The organism is Mesobacillus foraminis, assembly GCF_004340465.1.
In the GTDB taxonomy this organism is placed as follows: domain Bacteria; phylum Bacillota; class Bacilli; order Bacillales; family Cytobacillaceae; genus Mesobacillus_B; species Mesobacillus_B foraminis.
In genome coordinates, this window is record NZ_SLVV01000019.1 from 42,783 (window position 1) to 57,993 (window position 15,211).

Here is a 15,211-nt window from a genome sequence, read left to right on the forward strand (position 1 = left end):
TACAGCTTGGTTAAGGTATTTATGTGGTGTTCATGTTTACATTGTAAAGCCTAAAATGTGATTATATTTGTGGCATTTGTAACAAAACTGGTAACTTACGCCCCATTTCACAAATATGTCAAATTTAAAGACCCAAAGCATAATGCTGGGTCTCGGGAATTTCCATTGGGGTTTTGGGATCGTAGCGTCCTTCTACGTGACCTTCCTTCGGTTAAGCTGCTGCTTAGAAAACAAGCCAATAAAAAAAGCATCCCTTTTCTGGATACTTTAAAATGTCTGGATTCCTATCATGGGATTTTTCAGTTCTGTTCCGATTTAAATCTTTTATCCGGCAGGCCGGGTCTCCTGTCACGGGATATTATGTGGGCAGAATTTTTGGTGCAATCCTGTGTCCTCCCCATACAATGAGAATCGTTATAATGCCGAATGGCAGGTTCAAAAGGAGATCCGGGTAATCAATTACTCTCTCTTGTAACAGCCGATAAAATAAATAGAGAGAATACGGCAATGTAATGACAAGAGCAGTTCCTGTTCCTAAAGCGTAAATTTTAAACAATATTGTTTGTCCCAGGTGAGTGAATACATGCAGAAACAATAGTAAATTAAATCCAAGGAGCATTCCGTAGTATTGTTTCTCGGCGGCAAGATAGGCGGCGATTACATATACCACGAATTGAATAAAGACTGGGATGGAGAATCTTGCTGCAGTGGTCTGGGAGAGGCTTTGCACAGTGGGCTTCATTCTGCCAGGAATCTTATTTATTACTGCGTTATAATTTTTTTTAAACCACTGTTCCACGAAGATGATCTCTTCAAAATCATGCAGCAGAAAGGTTATCGGGAACAGCCAAATCAGGGTACTTATACTTAGTTGATCAGACAGCCACTCCAGAATGAACTCCCCCTATCTCTTATGTTCTGCTGCCTCGGCAGTTTGTTTTACCTTTTCAACGAAGGATACCACTGTCTTTTTATTTGCAAATAGAAGAAAAATCTTCGCATACCATTTTAAGGCCATATTTGTTGCCGTATAACTAAAAGAAATTTTATTTTCATTTACTTTGGCCAACTCATAAAGCGCGGTAATTTCGAACATATTCGCCAACACAAACCCGACCTTCAGCTTCTTTGCATCAGGAGTATTAAGATATTCCAGTGTTTCTACATCATACTCCACCACTCTTTTTCCTTCCTTGTATTTTTGCCGGAAGATACTCCCTGTTCCTTCAGGGGTTACTTTTACAGGCTCATGTCCAATCACCTGCGGCATGATCTTTTGCATTTCTTCAAGCGATGAATTGAACAGCTTCCATACTTGTTCAATCGGCGCCTCAATTTCAGTCTCGCTGCTCCATTTTTTCAAATGGCCCACTCCCTCGATTTTAAAGATTAATCCTAAAATATATGTACTGCCAGCAATTCCCCGTTACGTTTTGAATCATTTGGGGTAAATATTTTTATACTACGAAAAAGGAGGTCCAACTCAAATGATCATTGTCTACTTAAGTCTTGCGGTTGTTATCGGCTCGCTTGCTTATCTGGGTTTTGCTGTCTTCAAGACAATCAAAGCATCGAAACCTGCAATGGATAGCCTGAACGAAACTGCCCAGCGGATGCAGGTAAAAGCGGATACGATCAAGACAGAAACCGATAAGCTTAAAGATAACCAGCAGGAAATCATGGCTGATATTGAAGATAAAAAGAAAGCGGTCAATTCGGCTGTTTTCGCTGTCAAACAAACTCCGGTAATGTTCAAGCAGCTTGCCAAAACCAAGCCGGTTGCTGCTTTAGAACGCAGGAGAAAAGGACGACTATGGAAAATGGCCCACCAAAACCGTGCCTAATTTCAAATGAAAAGATAGCCGGGAGCATGACGCTTTCGGTTTTTTTCATTAAAAATATTTCGCATATACGCAGGTATCCCTCAGCTCTGTTCCATCAGCGGATACATCATCATTCTTCAAAATGCCTTCCAGCTTAAAACCCAGTCGCTCGGGAATAGCCCGGCTTTTGATATTCTTGGAATCACAGCGGATTTCAATTCTGCGGGCCTTCAATTCCTCCCTTGCAAAATCGGCAATTCCTTCGACTGCTTCTGTCATATATCCGCAGCCGCTGAACCTTGAATCGATCCAGTATCCTATTTCAAATTTGGGCACTGACCAGTTGATGCGATGCAATCCTGATGAAGCTATGAACTCACCCGTTTCACGAAGGAACACCAGCAGCCGCAAGTCTTCTCTTTTTATATAATTGGCAATTGCCTGGCGGATATTTCCTTCAACGTCTTCCCTGGACTGATCTTTCTGGGCAAATGGCATCCATGGTTTTAATTCGTTCTTTGAAGCCTCCAACGCGTTAAACACAGCTTCACCATCACCAGACCGCGCCATTCGTATGAGCAGTCTTTTTGTTGTAAACTCCTCAGGAATATCCAGAATAATTGGATTCATTTATATTCACGTCTCCCCTCGTTTTTATTGTAACTCTTTTTGAATAATTGGACTATTTAATCGGTACGCATTAAGGAGCAATACGATACGGACCCTATCAGCGTAAATCAACTAGTTCTTTTTGCATATATATTAGTTTCTGAACATTTTAAAATCAGTATAAAGGTACCATTGTATTAATTCGCCTCTCTAATTAAAATACAATTACCGTATAATTATACATAAAGCATCTTAACAATACATGGAGGGATTTCGTTGAAAAAGGGAAAGGTTATTTCCGGACTTCTTGCTGTCAGCCTGCTGACATCCACACCGTGGGCAGTGCTTGCGGAAAGTCCAAAGTGGCAAAACGTAAACGTCAATGAAGAAAAGGACGGAAGCCTGTTTAACTCGGAAAACTATGACTTTATGAAGTTTTCAAAGATCGGGGGAAAGCTGGCGGAAATCGACCAGCAATCCAACCGTGTAAAGGTTGAGGTAAAGGGAACCTCATCAGATGGACATCCCCTCTATGTGGTTACCATCGCTGATCCGACCACACAAGGAAAGTTCGGCAAAATCCAGGCTTTAAGGAAGCGAATGTTCAAGAACCCTGGGAAGGCCCAGGATTGGATAAAGGCAAACCCTGACTTCAAAGTGCCGATCATGATCAATGGTTCCATTCATGGGACAGAGTTTGTCGGAACCGATGCGGTCATGCAGCTGATTGAACGCTTTGCTACACAGAATGATGCAGAAACAAAGAAGATCCTTGCAAATAATATCCTTATTTTTAACGTCGTCCAAAACCCTGACGGCCGTGTGGACGCCACCCGCTTCAATGGAGAGGGAATCGACCTGAATCGTGACTTCATCACGCAGTCACAGCCTGAAACAAGGGAAACAGTTGAGTTGCTTAAAGAATGGAACCCGATGGTCTTCCTGGATACGCACGGGTACGTGAAAAATTACGGACCGAATCTGCAAGGATTGATTGAGCCATGTACGCCTCCTCATAACCCTAACTATGAATATGATCTTTATAATAAGTGGGCTTACGCGCAGGCTGAGGCTATGGAAGCTGAAATCATGGAAGATAAGGCTAGCTTTGAAGGAAACCTGTACCAAACCATGAATGGCTCTTATATCCCTCAGCGCGACGATGCGGCTGGCTGGGATGATTACCCGCCAATCTTCACTCCAATGTACGCGATGTACCACGGTGCATACGGGCATACACTTGAAGCGCCTACAAATGATGAAGACGGCGTGCGCTGGATGTACAATGCCATCATGGGTTCATTGAAATATGCTACTGAAAATAAAGAAGCAATGATCACTGACCAGATTGAAATTTTTAAGCGGGGCATCAACTTTGATCACCCAACCCATCAAGACGGCCATTTCCCGAACGCCTACATCCTGCCAGTGGACGAAAAGGATCCTACGGTAACCCAAAAAGCTGTTAACCATCTGATCAACAATGACATTGAAGTGGTACAAGCTTCAAAGGCCTTTACAGCAGGCGGCAAATCCTATGGTAAAGGAACCTATATTGTAAAAATGGACCAGGCGAAAGCGGGTCTTGCGAACACCATGCTTTGGGATGGAGAAGACATCTCCAACGACACTCCTGCCATGTATGACATTTCCGCATGGAGCCTGCCTGAGCTTTGGGGCTTTGAAGCCAATCCTGTCCATGAGGCAGTGAATATTACAGCTTCCAAGGTCAATCAGGTTGCAGGCCAGGGTTCTATTGCTGGCAAAGGGCCTTTCCTGATTCCAAACAGCTCTGTCAAAGCCGTTAATCTTGTAAACACCCTTCTTCAGCAAGGAGTTACGGTTAAGCGTGATGAAGAGAGCGGCAACTTCTATGCGGTTGCAGCAGCCAACCAGGTATCAGCAGCAGTGAAAGAATCCGGACTGCAAATCGGAACAGCTGCCGTGCCTAAAAGCGCACAGGCCATTGACAGCCTGAAGGTTGCCATTCTGAAAGACGGCGGCATGGGGAAAGTCCAATCTCATTCCGGCACAAAACTTGCACTTAAGCGTCTAGGATTTGATGTAACCGAAGTAACTCCTGTCGAGGTTGCTGACAATGGGCTGAACGGATACGATGTATTTGTTTACAGCGGCACGGAAAGCTTGATTTCTACTAATCTAAGTGCTGCTAACAAAGAATTCGGCTTCCAGAATGCAGGACAATACGATACTTTCAAAGCAAATGTCAGCTCGTTCGTTAATGGCGGCGGCAAATACATCGCTGTAGGTGCCGGGGCGTCAAGAGCGACCAAAACCCTTGGTTTGACTGATGATACGATCAACTCTGGTGGTTCAAACAGTAATGGTATTGTTCAGGTGAACTATGAAGGTACCGGAGTAACTGCTGGATACGGGAAGAATGACCTAGGTTTTGTTTATCGTCCAGTTTCGTATACAGGTACTGAAAACGATAAAGTATTGGCTTCATTCGGGGATGGTGACTTCTTCCTTGCAGGCCACTGGGCAGATAGTGGCAGATCGACTGTCCTTGACCCACAGGAAGCTAGCGGCCAGGCCGTCATTGTAAAAGAACAGGATAAAGACGTCACCCTAATCGGTCTCGAGGCAGGCTTCCGTGACCACACCGACTACCTGTTCAGACTATTATCAAATGCTATTTTTACAAAGTAATAGAATGTATGAAGCCCGGCATGATGAATGCCGGGCTTTTGACTATTTATTTAAGTTGAAACGGATTAAGCCAAATTAACTGCTGCAATCATAGACAGGTTTTACTCTACGTTTTTCACGATTACACTCCGGAATCCGCCATTTATTCTACGATAATCATGCTATTCTCTACGAAAATACACCCTTACTCTACGAAAATCCCGTTTTACACTACATTATCCATAAAACCCCAAAAAACCAGCCGGCCAAACTCACAATCCCCCCTTACCCCTTACATATAAAGCCCTGCCAGAAAGATTCCCAGCGCCTCCTCATAAATCTCGTCAAACTGGGAAAGTGGCAGCGGGTTGATGCCGAATCCAAGTTCCACGGTAAAGCCCGGCCGGCGCCAGTCCTGGATGAACCAGTCTTTGTAGCCTGCATAGCTTTCAATGGTTTTAACAGGCTGATAGCCGCTCACCCGACCGAATTCCTGAACAATCCTTTCTGACTCGGGTGGTTCCTGGTTTTCGAATCCCCAGTATATGACCTCGCCCTGGGTATGAAAGGCAAGCACCCTGGCAAAGTCCCGGCGCCTCGTAAGTTCGGCCATGGCAATGGCTTCCGGTTCACTCAAAGGCCTTTCCCCTACATAATCTCTTGGTCCTGGCCCAACCTGATTCCGCTCTTTTTCCAGCTCCCACCTTGCTGGAAATTGGTCGTTTAAGTCCACGCCCCTGATATTCGCTTTCCATCCGGTAAAATCGGTGCTTCCCCCATTCAGTTCCACGACAGAGCTCCGATATGGTTCATCAGGGGGCGGCCCATTCAGAACTAGATTTACGCCATCAGGATTCACCATTGGCACTACTGACAGCAAATTCTCTCCATAAAACCGCTGCATCGACAGCCCGCGAATCGGATTGCGGTTCGTCAAAGCGAGAAGATAATCGTTTAAAAAGGTCATGATAACGGGTGTCGTAATCCATTCGTTTGCATGGAAAGACCCGTTATAGTGGACCCGCTTTGCTCCATTCCCGACCAGAACCTCCGGAATCCGTCTCCCCAGCACTGAATTTCCGGCAGAAGGAAGCCTGATAAAGGGATAGACCCGTTCAAGCCTGCTCAAATCATTCATCATCGTGCTGTAATCATATTCCTTCCTCCCTTGCACAAGCCTCCAGGTGATCTTCTGCGGAACTTTTATCACCTGGCCTTCCCTCAGACGGTTTGGATTGATATTTTGATTAACAAGGGATAGAGCATCCACGGCAAGATTTCTCCTTTGAGCAATGCCCCACAGTGTGTCACCGCGCCTGATTACATAATCAGTGCTCACATATCCTGGTATGCGCACCCTTTGCCCAATGACTAAACTCCCTGGCTCTATATCCCGATTGGAATCAATGATGAGCTGCAGTCCAATGTTAAAAACCTGGCTGTATTGCCAGAGGGAATCTCCACGTCTTACAAAAACATCCATGACTGCTCCTCCTAGTTCTCAGAATCGCATCTGTATAAAAATATGCAGGAAGAGGGGGGATTATTTCTCCGTTATCCTGAGCTCCTTCCCGAGATAAAAAAAATGCCTGAGGTGAGACCTCAAGGCATTTCTGACATCGTTTCAATATTTAGCTTATTTGACTGTAATGGTGAACATTTGATGCTCGTGAAGGCTTCCTTTTGTCACATGTACATTGATTTGGTATGTACCGCTCTCGGAAAAGGTCCTTTCAGCTTCATAAACCCCTTCACCAGCCTCAGCAGCCTCAATGAATTCATGCTTTTCCTGGCCTTCTTTCCAAATTTCGAAACGGATTTCAGCCTGTGTCAATGGCTTCCCTGCTTCCTGAATGGAGACTGATAAATTTGTTTTCTCATTGACCTTCAGCTCCGTTCCTGACTGAAAATCCACAGTGACGGTACTTTCATGACCGTGGCCGTGTTCATGGGATTCTTCCCCTGAACCTGATGTTGAATCATCATGATGCTCGTGATGCTCTTGTTCAGCGGGATTACCGACAATCAGCTCCTTGCTTGGCATATTATGCATATCCCTGGCAGTAACATGAGCGGTTATTTTGTATGTCCCCTCCGAGTCAAATTGTTTTTCAGCAGAGTATACACCCTTCCCTTTGTGCTCGGCTTCAAGCATCTCGGATTCGGTTCCTCCCTCCTCCCTGATCTCAAATTTAACTTCATTCGCGTCTTCAACCACTTCGTTGCCTTGTGTGACTGCAGCTTCGAGCACAACCGCTGCGCCTGCTTCGAGCTGGCCCTCCGGCAATCGCAAATCCACTTCAATTAATTCAGGAACTTCTTGATCCTGTTCTGACTGTCCGCCATCATTACTGCAAGCCGCCAAAACACCCACAATTAAAAATGCAAACAATAAAGAAATCTTTTTCATGTCTATACCCCTATTCAAATATGATTCTAGAACTAATAATACCTTAATTATATATAGCTGTTGTATTAAAAGTATGAACTTTATTCTGTTCATCCATAAGCAAACCTTATCATTTATCATCATGATTATGAAATTTTATCTGCTTAGTAATAAGCGTAAAATAAATACTGACAAAGGAAGGGGGCAGAGTTTTTATGGGTTTTGCATTAAAAGGAATTGACCATGTTCAGCTGGCAGCTCCAAAAGGATCAGAAGAAGCAGCGAGAAGTTTTTTTGCAGGGATTCTTGGAATGACCGAAATCGAAAAACCGGAAAAATTGAGGAAACGCGGGGGAGTCTGGTTTCAATTTGGCAGCAGTCAGCTCCATATTGGAATTGAAGAACCCTTTGTACCAGCACGGAAAGCTCACCCTGCCTTTGCAACTCTGAAAACCTCAAGTCATTAAGAAAGCATTTACGGGAGAATAATACTGCATTCCTTGAGGACAGCAGCCTTCCGGGAGCAGACCGGATCTATATCAATGATCCGTTTGGGAATCGAATCGAAATTTTAGAATGGATATAAGAGAAGATGAGGCCTGAGTTCTGGGCCTTTTTCATTTGTCTGAGGTGCTTTTATACTGTTTCCCTTTTATATTTGTTATAATATTTTGATATCCCGATTAATTAGTTGAAAGAAGTGTCACCGATGAACCAACAGCAGGCTGGAAAGCGCAATTTGGCAATCATGTGGTTTGCCAATTTCTTTGTCGCAGGCAGCATGACCATGATCATGCCTTTTCTTTCCTTGTATATAGAAACGTTTGGCCAATTCTCGGATGAGTATGTCAAGCACTGGTCAGGAATGACCTTTGGAATTACATTTGTGACAGCCTTTCTGTTCTCCCCTGTCATTGGGAGAATGGGTGATCGGCATGGCCGTAAAAAAATCCTTATTTTTATGGCTATTGGAATGGGACTGGCCATGCTCATGCTAGGTTCTGCCGAGTCAGTAGGGGAATTATTCATTCTAAGACTGATGATGGGCTTCTTTTCCGGCTTCATCCCTGTCTCCCAGGCTTTTATCTCCACCCAGACCTCCAAGGAAGTGGCCGGGCGGGTCCTTGGGACTCTCCAGACCGGGAGCATTACCGGTTCCTTAATCGGCCCGATGATTGGAGGAATTCTTGCTGACTCCTATGGATATGCAGCCACCTTCCAATCCACTGCCGCTTTTATCTTTCTGTCTGCCATTCTTGTATTTACCGTGAAAGAATACCGAGTTGATATTAGTAAACATTCAAAAACGACCTACAGTTCAAAGGAAGTCTGGAGGCATATTGTTAAAAATCCAATCCTGCTGAATATCCTTCTGATCTCAGTTCTCGTACAGATTGCCAATTTTAGCATCCAGCCAATTTTGTCGCTTTATGTGGGAGAGCTGAACGGAATGCAGAATATAGCCTTCTATTCGGGAATCGCTTTTTCAGCCGCCGGCCTTGGCAACCTGATGATGGCACGAAAGTGGGGAGAGTTTGCTGATAAAATCGGCTATGTCAGGATTCTTGTGGCCCTGTTAATTCTATCCGCAATCTTCTATCTACCAGGAGCCTTTGTCTCAAATATCTGGCAGCTCATTGTCATTCGTTTTGCTCTGGGGATTACCCTGGGCGGAATCATCCCTGTAAGAATAGCCTATATCCGCCATAAAGCTCCGGTTGCCATGCAGGGGGAAGTGCTGGGCTACAATACAAGCCTCCGCTTTCTTGGCAATATCATCGGCCCTGTGCTTGGAGGTTTTGTATCCGGCTGGTTCGGTTTTTCCTCCGTGTTCTTCATAACAAGTTTCCTCTTGCTTGTCAGCGGACTTATTCTTTTGGGGTCACTATACCGCCATCCAGAGTTTGCCGAAAATTAATAAAGCGAGGATCTGAAGATGCATTTATCTAAAATAGATGTTCAGTTATTTGACTTGTATAGAAACCAGGACCAGTTTTGGCAGGCCAAGCTCAAAGGAATCCTCAGCAAGGAACACCTTCCTCCTGCCCCTTTAACCAGGTTCAGCCACGGTTCGACCATTGTGTACAGCTACAATAAGGAGTATGCCATTAAGCTTTACCCCTCATTCTGCAAGGAACAGGCTCTAAGGGAAAGGGCCGTCCTCGAGGTATTGTCTTCCTTCATTGAGTGTATAGAGGTCCCGCAGATTCATTCTTTTGGAGAATATGAAGGCTGGAAATATGTCATAATGACCCAGCTCAATGGGGAGCTATTAGCAGATATTTGGGAAGGTTTGAATGACAAAGAAAAGCTTACACTAAGCATGGACCTGGGCAAGGTGATTGCTCATATCCATTCTGTTCCGACAGCCGGGCTCTACGAAATTGATATAGGCTGGAAGGACTTTATGCTAAGCCGGATTAAAGTTGCCTACGATCATCATCAGCGGTCCGGTCGGAAATCTGAACTTTTAGAAAAAGTGCTAGCTTATATGGATCCTGATATGATAGAGTTTACTCCGGTCCCGGTCCTGTTAACGGGGGAATATACTCCGTATAACCTTTTAATGAATAAAATTGATGGAAAATGGAAGCTGACTGGAGTCATTGATTTTGCTGACTGCTTCCTTGGAGATGGGGATTACGACCTGCTCGGTCCTGTTCTGTTCATGTTTTGCGGGGACGGCAGGCTTGTTCGGCCATTTTTAATATCCTATGGCAAGCCGGAGAACCGGTTGACCAATGATTTTCAGCAGAAGCTGATGATGTATGCTCTGCTTCATCCCTATAGCGATTTAAACTTTTATCTGTCTAAAAACAGCAGTGGTGCAAATGCGAAAAATTTTGACGAACTCGCTGCGGCGCTGTTTCCTTTAGGAAGGACCGTCCAGAATTAGGAACGGCTCTTTTTATATTCAAAGGTTTCTCATTGGAACATTTAGGGAAAACCCTCTAAAAAGTTCTCCCATTTCCTGATCCTACATACATCGTGCTCAACTGGCCAAGACTATCTTTTATAAAATTACAGTGAAACGTTGGTGAGACAATGGAAGTAAAACCACTGCTCGAAGTGGAACAGCTGGCTCTGAAGAAACATAAGATATTTCGCCAAAGCAAGACGAGGTATTTGGCCAGGGCCGCTTTAGCATCCATGTTTATTGGCTTTGGAGTCATCGTAGCCTTCAAGACCGGAAATTTCTTTTATCTGGAGCATTCCCCTTTTACTTATCCAATGGCTGCCATTACCTTTGGAGCAGCCATCATCCTGATCGCCTACGGCGGCGGTGACCTGTTTACCGGAAATACCTTTTATTATACGTTTGCGGCCCTCAGGAAAAAGATGGTTTGGTCCGAGGTACTAAAAATGTGGCTGTTCAGTTATATCGGGAATATTCTGGGGGCGCTGGTCTTTGCGTTTTTAATTTTTACAACCGGATTGTTTGACGATGCCTCTGTGAATAGTTTTCTGCTGAGTGTTGCAGAGAAAAAGATCCATGCCTCCACAAGCGAGCTTTTTTTCCGCGGCATACTCTGTAATTGGCTTGTATGCATGGCCTTTTTCATCCCGATGGCATTAAAAGGCGATGGACCAAAAATGTTTGCCATGATTCTGTTTGTGTTCTGCTTTTTCATTTCCGGATATGAACACAGCATAGCGAATATGTGCACTTTCGCCATTGCCCTGGTGCTTAACCATCCTGAAACCATCTCGGCATCTGGCGTCCTCCACAATCTTGTCCCCGTAACAATCGGGAACTTGATCGGCGGCAACCTTATGATGGGATGGATGTATTACTATGCGAATAAGCCTTTCTTTGCAGAGGAAGAAAACAAATAATCCATCACTAGGGTGATGGATTACTTGTTTCGACCTTAGTTCCTGAAAAACCCTTTGCGCGCGGAATAACACCTGTTCATGCCGAATGGCTTTATGAAACCATCTCTGCCGGAAGGCAACATAAAAGACCAGCCCATCATTTGGGCTGGTCCATTTTGTTTTTAAGCATCCTGCTTCCCGGCTGCCGTCATCCACTCGTACTGCCTCAATTTTACCTCAAACAGATTAAGAGGATCCCGATAGACTTCCGGGTTGACCCTCATTTTTTCGAGGGCGTTTTTACTGGTTTCAATCTCTCCTTTTGCTTCCTCCACTGCGTCATTTAAAACGATCAGAGGCTCTTTGAAGAAGAGTTTAACATCCCGCTCAATTGATTTCTCAAACATCTCAAAATGCTTGAAGAATCTCTTGGAAATCGTTGCAGCTGTATCCTGGTAATCCTGATTCTCAAGATAGGATTTATATTTGTTGTACAGCATGGAATGATTCTGCGGCAGGACACCTAAAAGCTTTCCGGCACTTTTAAGCAAAAACTGGGAAGGTGTTGCCCGATTCAGGAAGTTAATGTGGTCAATGTTGATGCCATTGGTCATCCGGTCAGCATCGCGATTCCAGTCATCAAGTACCTTGAAATCGCATGCCTGCCGAATCCGCTCTTCCCCGTATATTGCGTTGAACCCTTCGCTCATTTCATCAAGATAAGCCTGCGACTGCTCGAATTCTTCCTTGGAAAAGGTGATCCATTCTTGAAGATTGCTGTAATAATCCTTAAGTAACGTATTTTCCAGGTAATCCTGCACGCGATCATTCATTTCATCGTTCAATTCGAGATGAAGCTTTGTAAAATCGCTGTCCTCTTTGATTAAATCAGATGTTCCGCGCAAAATTTCCGGCACTTTTGCCAGGATCTCGGCCCGGGTATCATCTTTAATCTTTAAGTAAGACTTTTTGATGCTGCCTGCTTTTTCTTCCTCAAGGTCGTGAACCTGATTAATGGCTCCCCTTAATTTGCCAACCATTTCTTCATTCCAGCGCACCGATTCGACCAGGTCGTTTTCCATCTGAATTCGTTTATCAAGCAGATAGTTGATGGACCTTCGCACAAAATGCTGAAGCTTAGTAATCCGCTCCTGCCCCAGCTGGATACTGCTCATCATTCCGCCGATAAAATCAGACAGTTCTTTCAGCTGGATCCCATTCTGTCTAGGAGCATAAGTGAGCAGCTTTGCATTCGGATAGAAAACATGGATCCTTGCAAGGGTTTCATTGACCAGCTGCGCTGCCTCTTGCTCACTGTAGAGGGACTGAACTTTATTCAGCAGAAAATGAACCGGGAGGTCGGGAGCCTGATTGTGGATTTGCATCAGGATTTCCTGTTCACGTTCGGTGAGCGGATCCTCGGCATTTAAAACAAACAGCAGGCTGTCCGCAAAGTTTGCATAACTGAAAACCGGATTATGATCAATATTGTTCCGATTGATGCTTGGCGTATCAATTAATGCCAAACTCCCTGTTCTTAATAATTCATTAGGAATCTTGAAGTCAATGACAGTTTCTTGTTTATGGTTTTGACGGCGGATACCGGCTGCCTCCTGAAACTGCTCGAAGTTTGCAATTTCAGCAATCTCTGTATCGGTAATTTCAAGGATTTCCGGATCATCTCCATATTTAAATGCCACAATGGAGGAAGTCGGCCCTGTCATCAGGGTTTCTCCTAAAATATCATTAATCACCTCTGATTTTCCGCTTCCGGAAACACCGGCCAATAAAAGGTGCTGCTTGCTAAAATCGGCGAGTTCGTCAATGATCCAATGAATCCGATGGCCAGGGTTAATGCCATTTTCTTCTGCCCAGTGAATGACGGATTGAAATAGCCGGATACTGTCTTCTTTCGCCGAAGGATATCTCCTCGCATTCAGGATCAAGTCCTCTGCATCGCGGACCACTTCGGAAGACAGGCTGGATGGGAACATTTCGCTCCATGCCATAACCGAAGCTGAAGCAAACAGGGAAGTGGAGGCATCGGTAATCTTCAGCCAGTTTGTAAGATGGGCTGGAATCAAAGGCGAAAGCTCTTTGATCAGCAATGTTCCATTTATTAGTTCAAAATAGGTTTCCTGATAGATGCCTGGCAGTTGACGCCATGGTTCTCTGCGGCTCGCATCCATATCAAGGAAGATCCTGTTGAAGTTCTTGATCCAATCAAGGTAATCCGGATCTTCCCGATAGCTTTTCCACAAGGAAACCGCCAACGATTCAAAACGGGTGCGGTCAATGGTGAACAAAGCCGTCAATGCCGGATTGAAGTATTCAGGCCGTTTCCCTTTTGTATATCCGGCATCAATATAGGTTTTCAGGATATCAAACCATTGTACAGCTCCAGTCCGTACACCTTCATCGGAAGCAAGCTTAACACTATTATCCCAGTCCTGATGCTCTTCAAAGAAAGCACGCGCAATTTCGGTCACCCCAGGATAATCCGGGTCAAGAACAACAGCAGCCTTGATCACTTCCGTTGCTCTGTCCAGCTTGCCTTGTTCGATATAAATCGATAAAAGCTGCAGGCCTGTTTCTATTTTCAATGTAACACTTTCACTTTCTATTCCAAGGTAAATTCCTTCCGCTGTATCAAGAAACTCCAGCTCCAGATATGCATCGGCCATATTCTTTTTTGCCCATGGCTCCATTTCGCCCTTAATATTTTCCCATTTAAAAATAGCGGCTTCAAAATCCTTATGATGGAAATACACTTCCCCTTGAGCAAAGCGGATATTTGCCAGATCGGCTATATCCTTTTTATTCTCCTCGAGGTACAGCTCCCCGAGAACGCGGACCGGATGATCTTTATCGCCGTCCATATAATTCTCAAAGTACGCCTTTTTTATCAATTGTTCTTCTAATGTCATGATGGCATCCTCCGACAAATCGTATTTATCTCTTTTCCTGCAAACTGCTATTCTTGTTAAATCGAATTATTTCCACATTTCCCGTCAAAATAAACCTCATCCTTCTATTCTATCAAACTTTTTTTCTGTGAGGAATGTCAGTTTGCTATCAGTTATGCTACAAAGACCGATTCATTTGTAATATAGATAAAATGGCCTACTTATCTTCATGTCTTTTTACTTACATACTATTCGAACCCGGCCATCATTTTCCGGGTGTCGGCCGTTCTCTTAATGTTTGTCCTTTTCACATCCAGACCATATTATTGTATATAGAAAATCAAATTAGCAAAAAATTTCTGGCAAAGAAAAAAGGAGCGTAAGGATGCTGACAGTAATCGTACGGAATTTAGAAAGGGAAAGATTAGCTTCGAAGAACCTCAAAGGGAGCTCGGTTATTGCCAATGGAAAAACATTGGCAACCATTAAGAATGGTGAAGCGGAAACTACTTTTTTGATTCATCCCCAGCTGGAGATGGAGGAATATGAAATCCTGCGTGAAACGATTTTAGAAATGGTGTCAGGCACTGATGCTGAAGTGGATGAAAGTGGCTGTAAATTAGGATATCTGGAAAATGGGGAACCTGCATATTTAATAAAAAAGTGGGAGCCCTGGAAGGCATTCCTGATGAGAGCCAGGCTGCGAACACTGGAAGGCCAGAATATAGCAGTGAAGGATTCCAGCGGCAATGAGCTGGGCAGCGGGCTGCTCGCAGAATATAAAATAGAACAAAACCCTTTTCGGATTACATCCTGTACGCTTATCACCATATTTGGGGAGAAAAAAATTGAGGGGGCCGAACTGCAGGTTGAGCCGACAGGCAGATTTAATTAAAAAACAGCGGATATTTTGTATCCGCTCAGGCTGTCGAGAAACTCTCGACAGCCTTTATTTTTAATCTTTTACTTTAACTATTCACCGCGTTAATTTGATATAATATAAGTACTACTAACTT

General features: G+C 44.2%; 12 protein-coding genes and 1 pseudogene. 7 read left to right on the forward strand and 6 right to left on the reverse strand.

Annotation, left to right across the window (positions count from 1 at the left end; genetic code table 11):
- Window positions 1-358: 358 nt before the first annotated feature.
- Together EV146_RS25010 and EV146_RS25015 are read right to left on the reverse strand one after the other, a co-directional pair.
- Window positions 359-895 carry an HXXEE domain-containing protein gene (locus EV146_RS25010; protein WP_132011390.1) on the reverse strand — a complete coding sequence of 179 codons (537 nt, stop codon included), beginning with the start codon at window positions 893-895 and terminating at the stop codon, window positions 359-361.
- 9 nt (window positions 896-904) lie between these two features.
- On the reverse strand, window positions 905-1,363 hold the full coding sequence (locus EV146_RS25015) for an SRPBCC family protein (protein WP_132011391.1): 459 nt from the start codon (window positions 1,361-1,363) through the stop codon (window positions 905-907).
- Window positions 1,364-1,487: 124 nt separating this feature from the next.
- On the opposite strand from EV146_RS25015, the gene EV146_RS25020 reads away from it, so the two are divergent.
- Window positions 1,488-1,844, forward strand: a complete 357-nt coding sequence (locus EV146_RS25020) for a DUF948 domain-containing protein (RefSeq protein WP_132011392.1) — start codon at window positions 1,488-1,490, stop codon at window positions 1,842-1,844.
- A gap of 48 nt (window positions 1,845-1,892) precedes the next feature.
- Here EV146_RS25020 and EV146_RS25025 read toward each other — a convergent pair whose 3' ends face one another.
- Window positions 1,893-2,453: a GNAT family N-acetyltransferase gene (locus tag EV146_RS25025; RefSeq protein WP_132011393.1), complete on the reverse strand. Its 561-nt coding sequence runs from the start codon at window positions 2,451-2,453 to the stop codon at window positions 1,893-1,895.
- A gap of 255 nt (window positions 2,454-2,708) precedes the next feature.
- Between EV146_RS25025 and EV146_RS25030 the strand changes: the two genes are divergently transcribed.
- Complete coding sequence (locus tag EV146_RS25030; RefSeq protein ID WP_132011394.1) at window positions 2,709-5,105, forward strand: M14 family zinc carboxypeptidase; 2,397 nt, start codon at window positions 2,709-2,711, stop codon at window positions 5,103-5,105.
- Window positions 5,106-5,376: 271 nt separating this feature from the next.
- Here EV146_RS25030 and EV146_RS25035 read toward each other — a convergent pair whose 3' ends face one another.
- Complete coding sequence (locus EV146_RS25035; protein ID WP_132011395.1) at window positions 5,377-6,567, reverse strand: M14 family metallopeptidase; 1,191 nt, start codon at window positions 6,565-6,567, stop codon at window positions 5,377-5,379.
- A gap of 153 nt (window positions 6,568-6,720) precedes the next feature.
- Window positions 6,721-7,494 carry a FixH family protein gene (locus tag EV146_RS25040; RefSeq protein WP_158287219.1) on the reverse strand — a complete coding sequence of 258 codons (774 nt, stop codon included), beginning with the start codon at window positions 7,492-7,494 and terminating at the stop codon, window positions 6,721-6,723.
- Window positions 7,495-7,688: 194 nt separating this feature from the next.
- Between EV146_RS25040 and EV146_RS25045 the strand changes: the two are divergent.
- The 4 genes and pseudogenes from EV146_RS25045 (at window position 7,689) to EV146_RS25060 (ending at window position 11,310) form a co-directional block, all read left to right on the forward strand.
- A pseudogene (locus EV146_RS25045) lies at window positions 7,689-8,059 on the forward strand (VOC family protein).
- A gap of 123 nt (window positions 8,060-8,182) precedes the next feature.
- Window positions 8,183-9,391, forward strand: a complete 1,209-nt coding sequence (locus EV146_RS25050; RefSeq protein ID WP_132011397.1) for an MFS transporter — start codon at window positions 8,183-8,185, stop codon at window positions 9,389-9,391.
- An 18-nt stretch (window positions 9,392-9,409) separates the two neighbouring features.
- Window positions 9,410-10,369, forward strand: a complete 960-nt coding sequence (locus EV146_RS25055; protein WP_132011398.1) for a phosphotransferase family protein — start codon at window positions 9,410-9,412, stop codon at window positions 10,367-10,369.
- A 149-nt stretch (window positions 10,370-10,518) separates the two neighbouring features.
- Window positions 10,519-11,310 carry a formate/nitrite transporter family protein gene (locus EV146_RS25060; protein WP_121609886.1) on the forward strand — a complete coding sequence of 264 codons (792 nt, stop codon included), beginning with the start codon at window positions 10,519-10,521 and terminating at the stop codon, window positions 11,308-11,310.
- Window positions 11,311-11,471: 161 nt separating this feature from the next.
- On the opposite strand, the gene EV146_RS25065 is transcribed toward EV146_RS25060, so the two are convergent.
- Entirely contained in the window at window positions 11,472-14,216 is a 2,745-nt protein-coding gene (locus EV146_RS25065) for a dynamin family protein (protein WP_132011399.1), read from the reverse strand.
- A 364-nt stretch (window positions 14,217-14,580) separates the two neighbouring features.
- On the opposite strand from EV146_RS25065, the gene EV146_RS25070 reads away from it, so the two are divergent.
- A complete protein-coding gene (locus tag EV146_RS25070; protein WP_132011400.1) occupies window positions 14,581-15,090 on the forward strand; it encodes a hypothetical protein in 510 nt (169 codons plus the stop codon).
- Window positions 15,091-15,211: the final 121 nt, after the last annotated feature.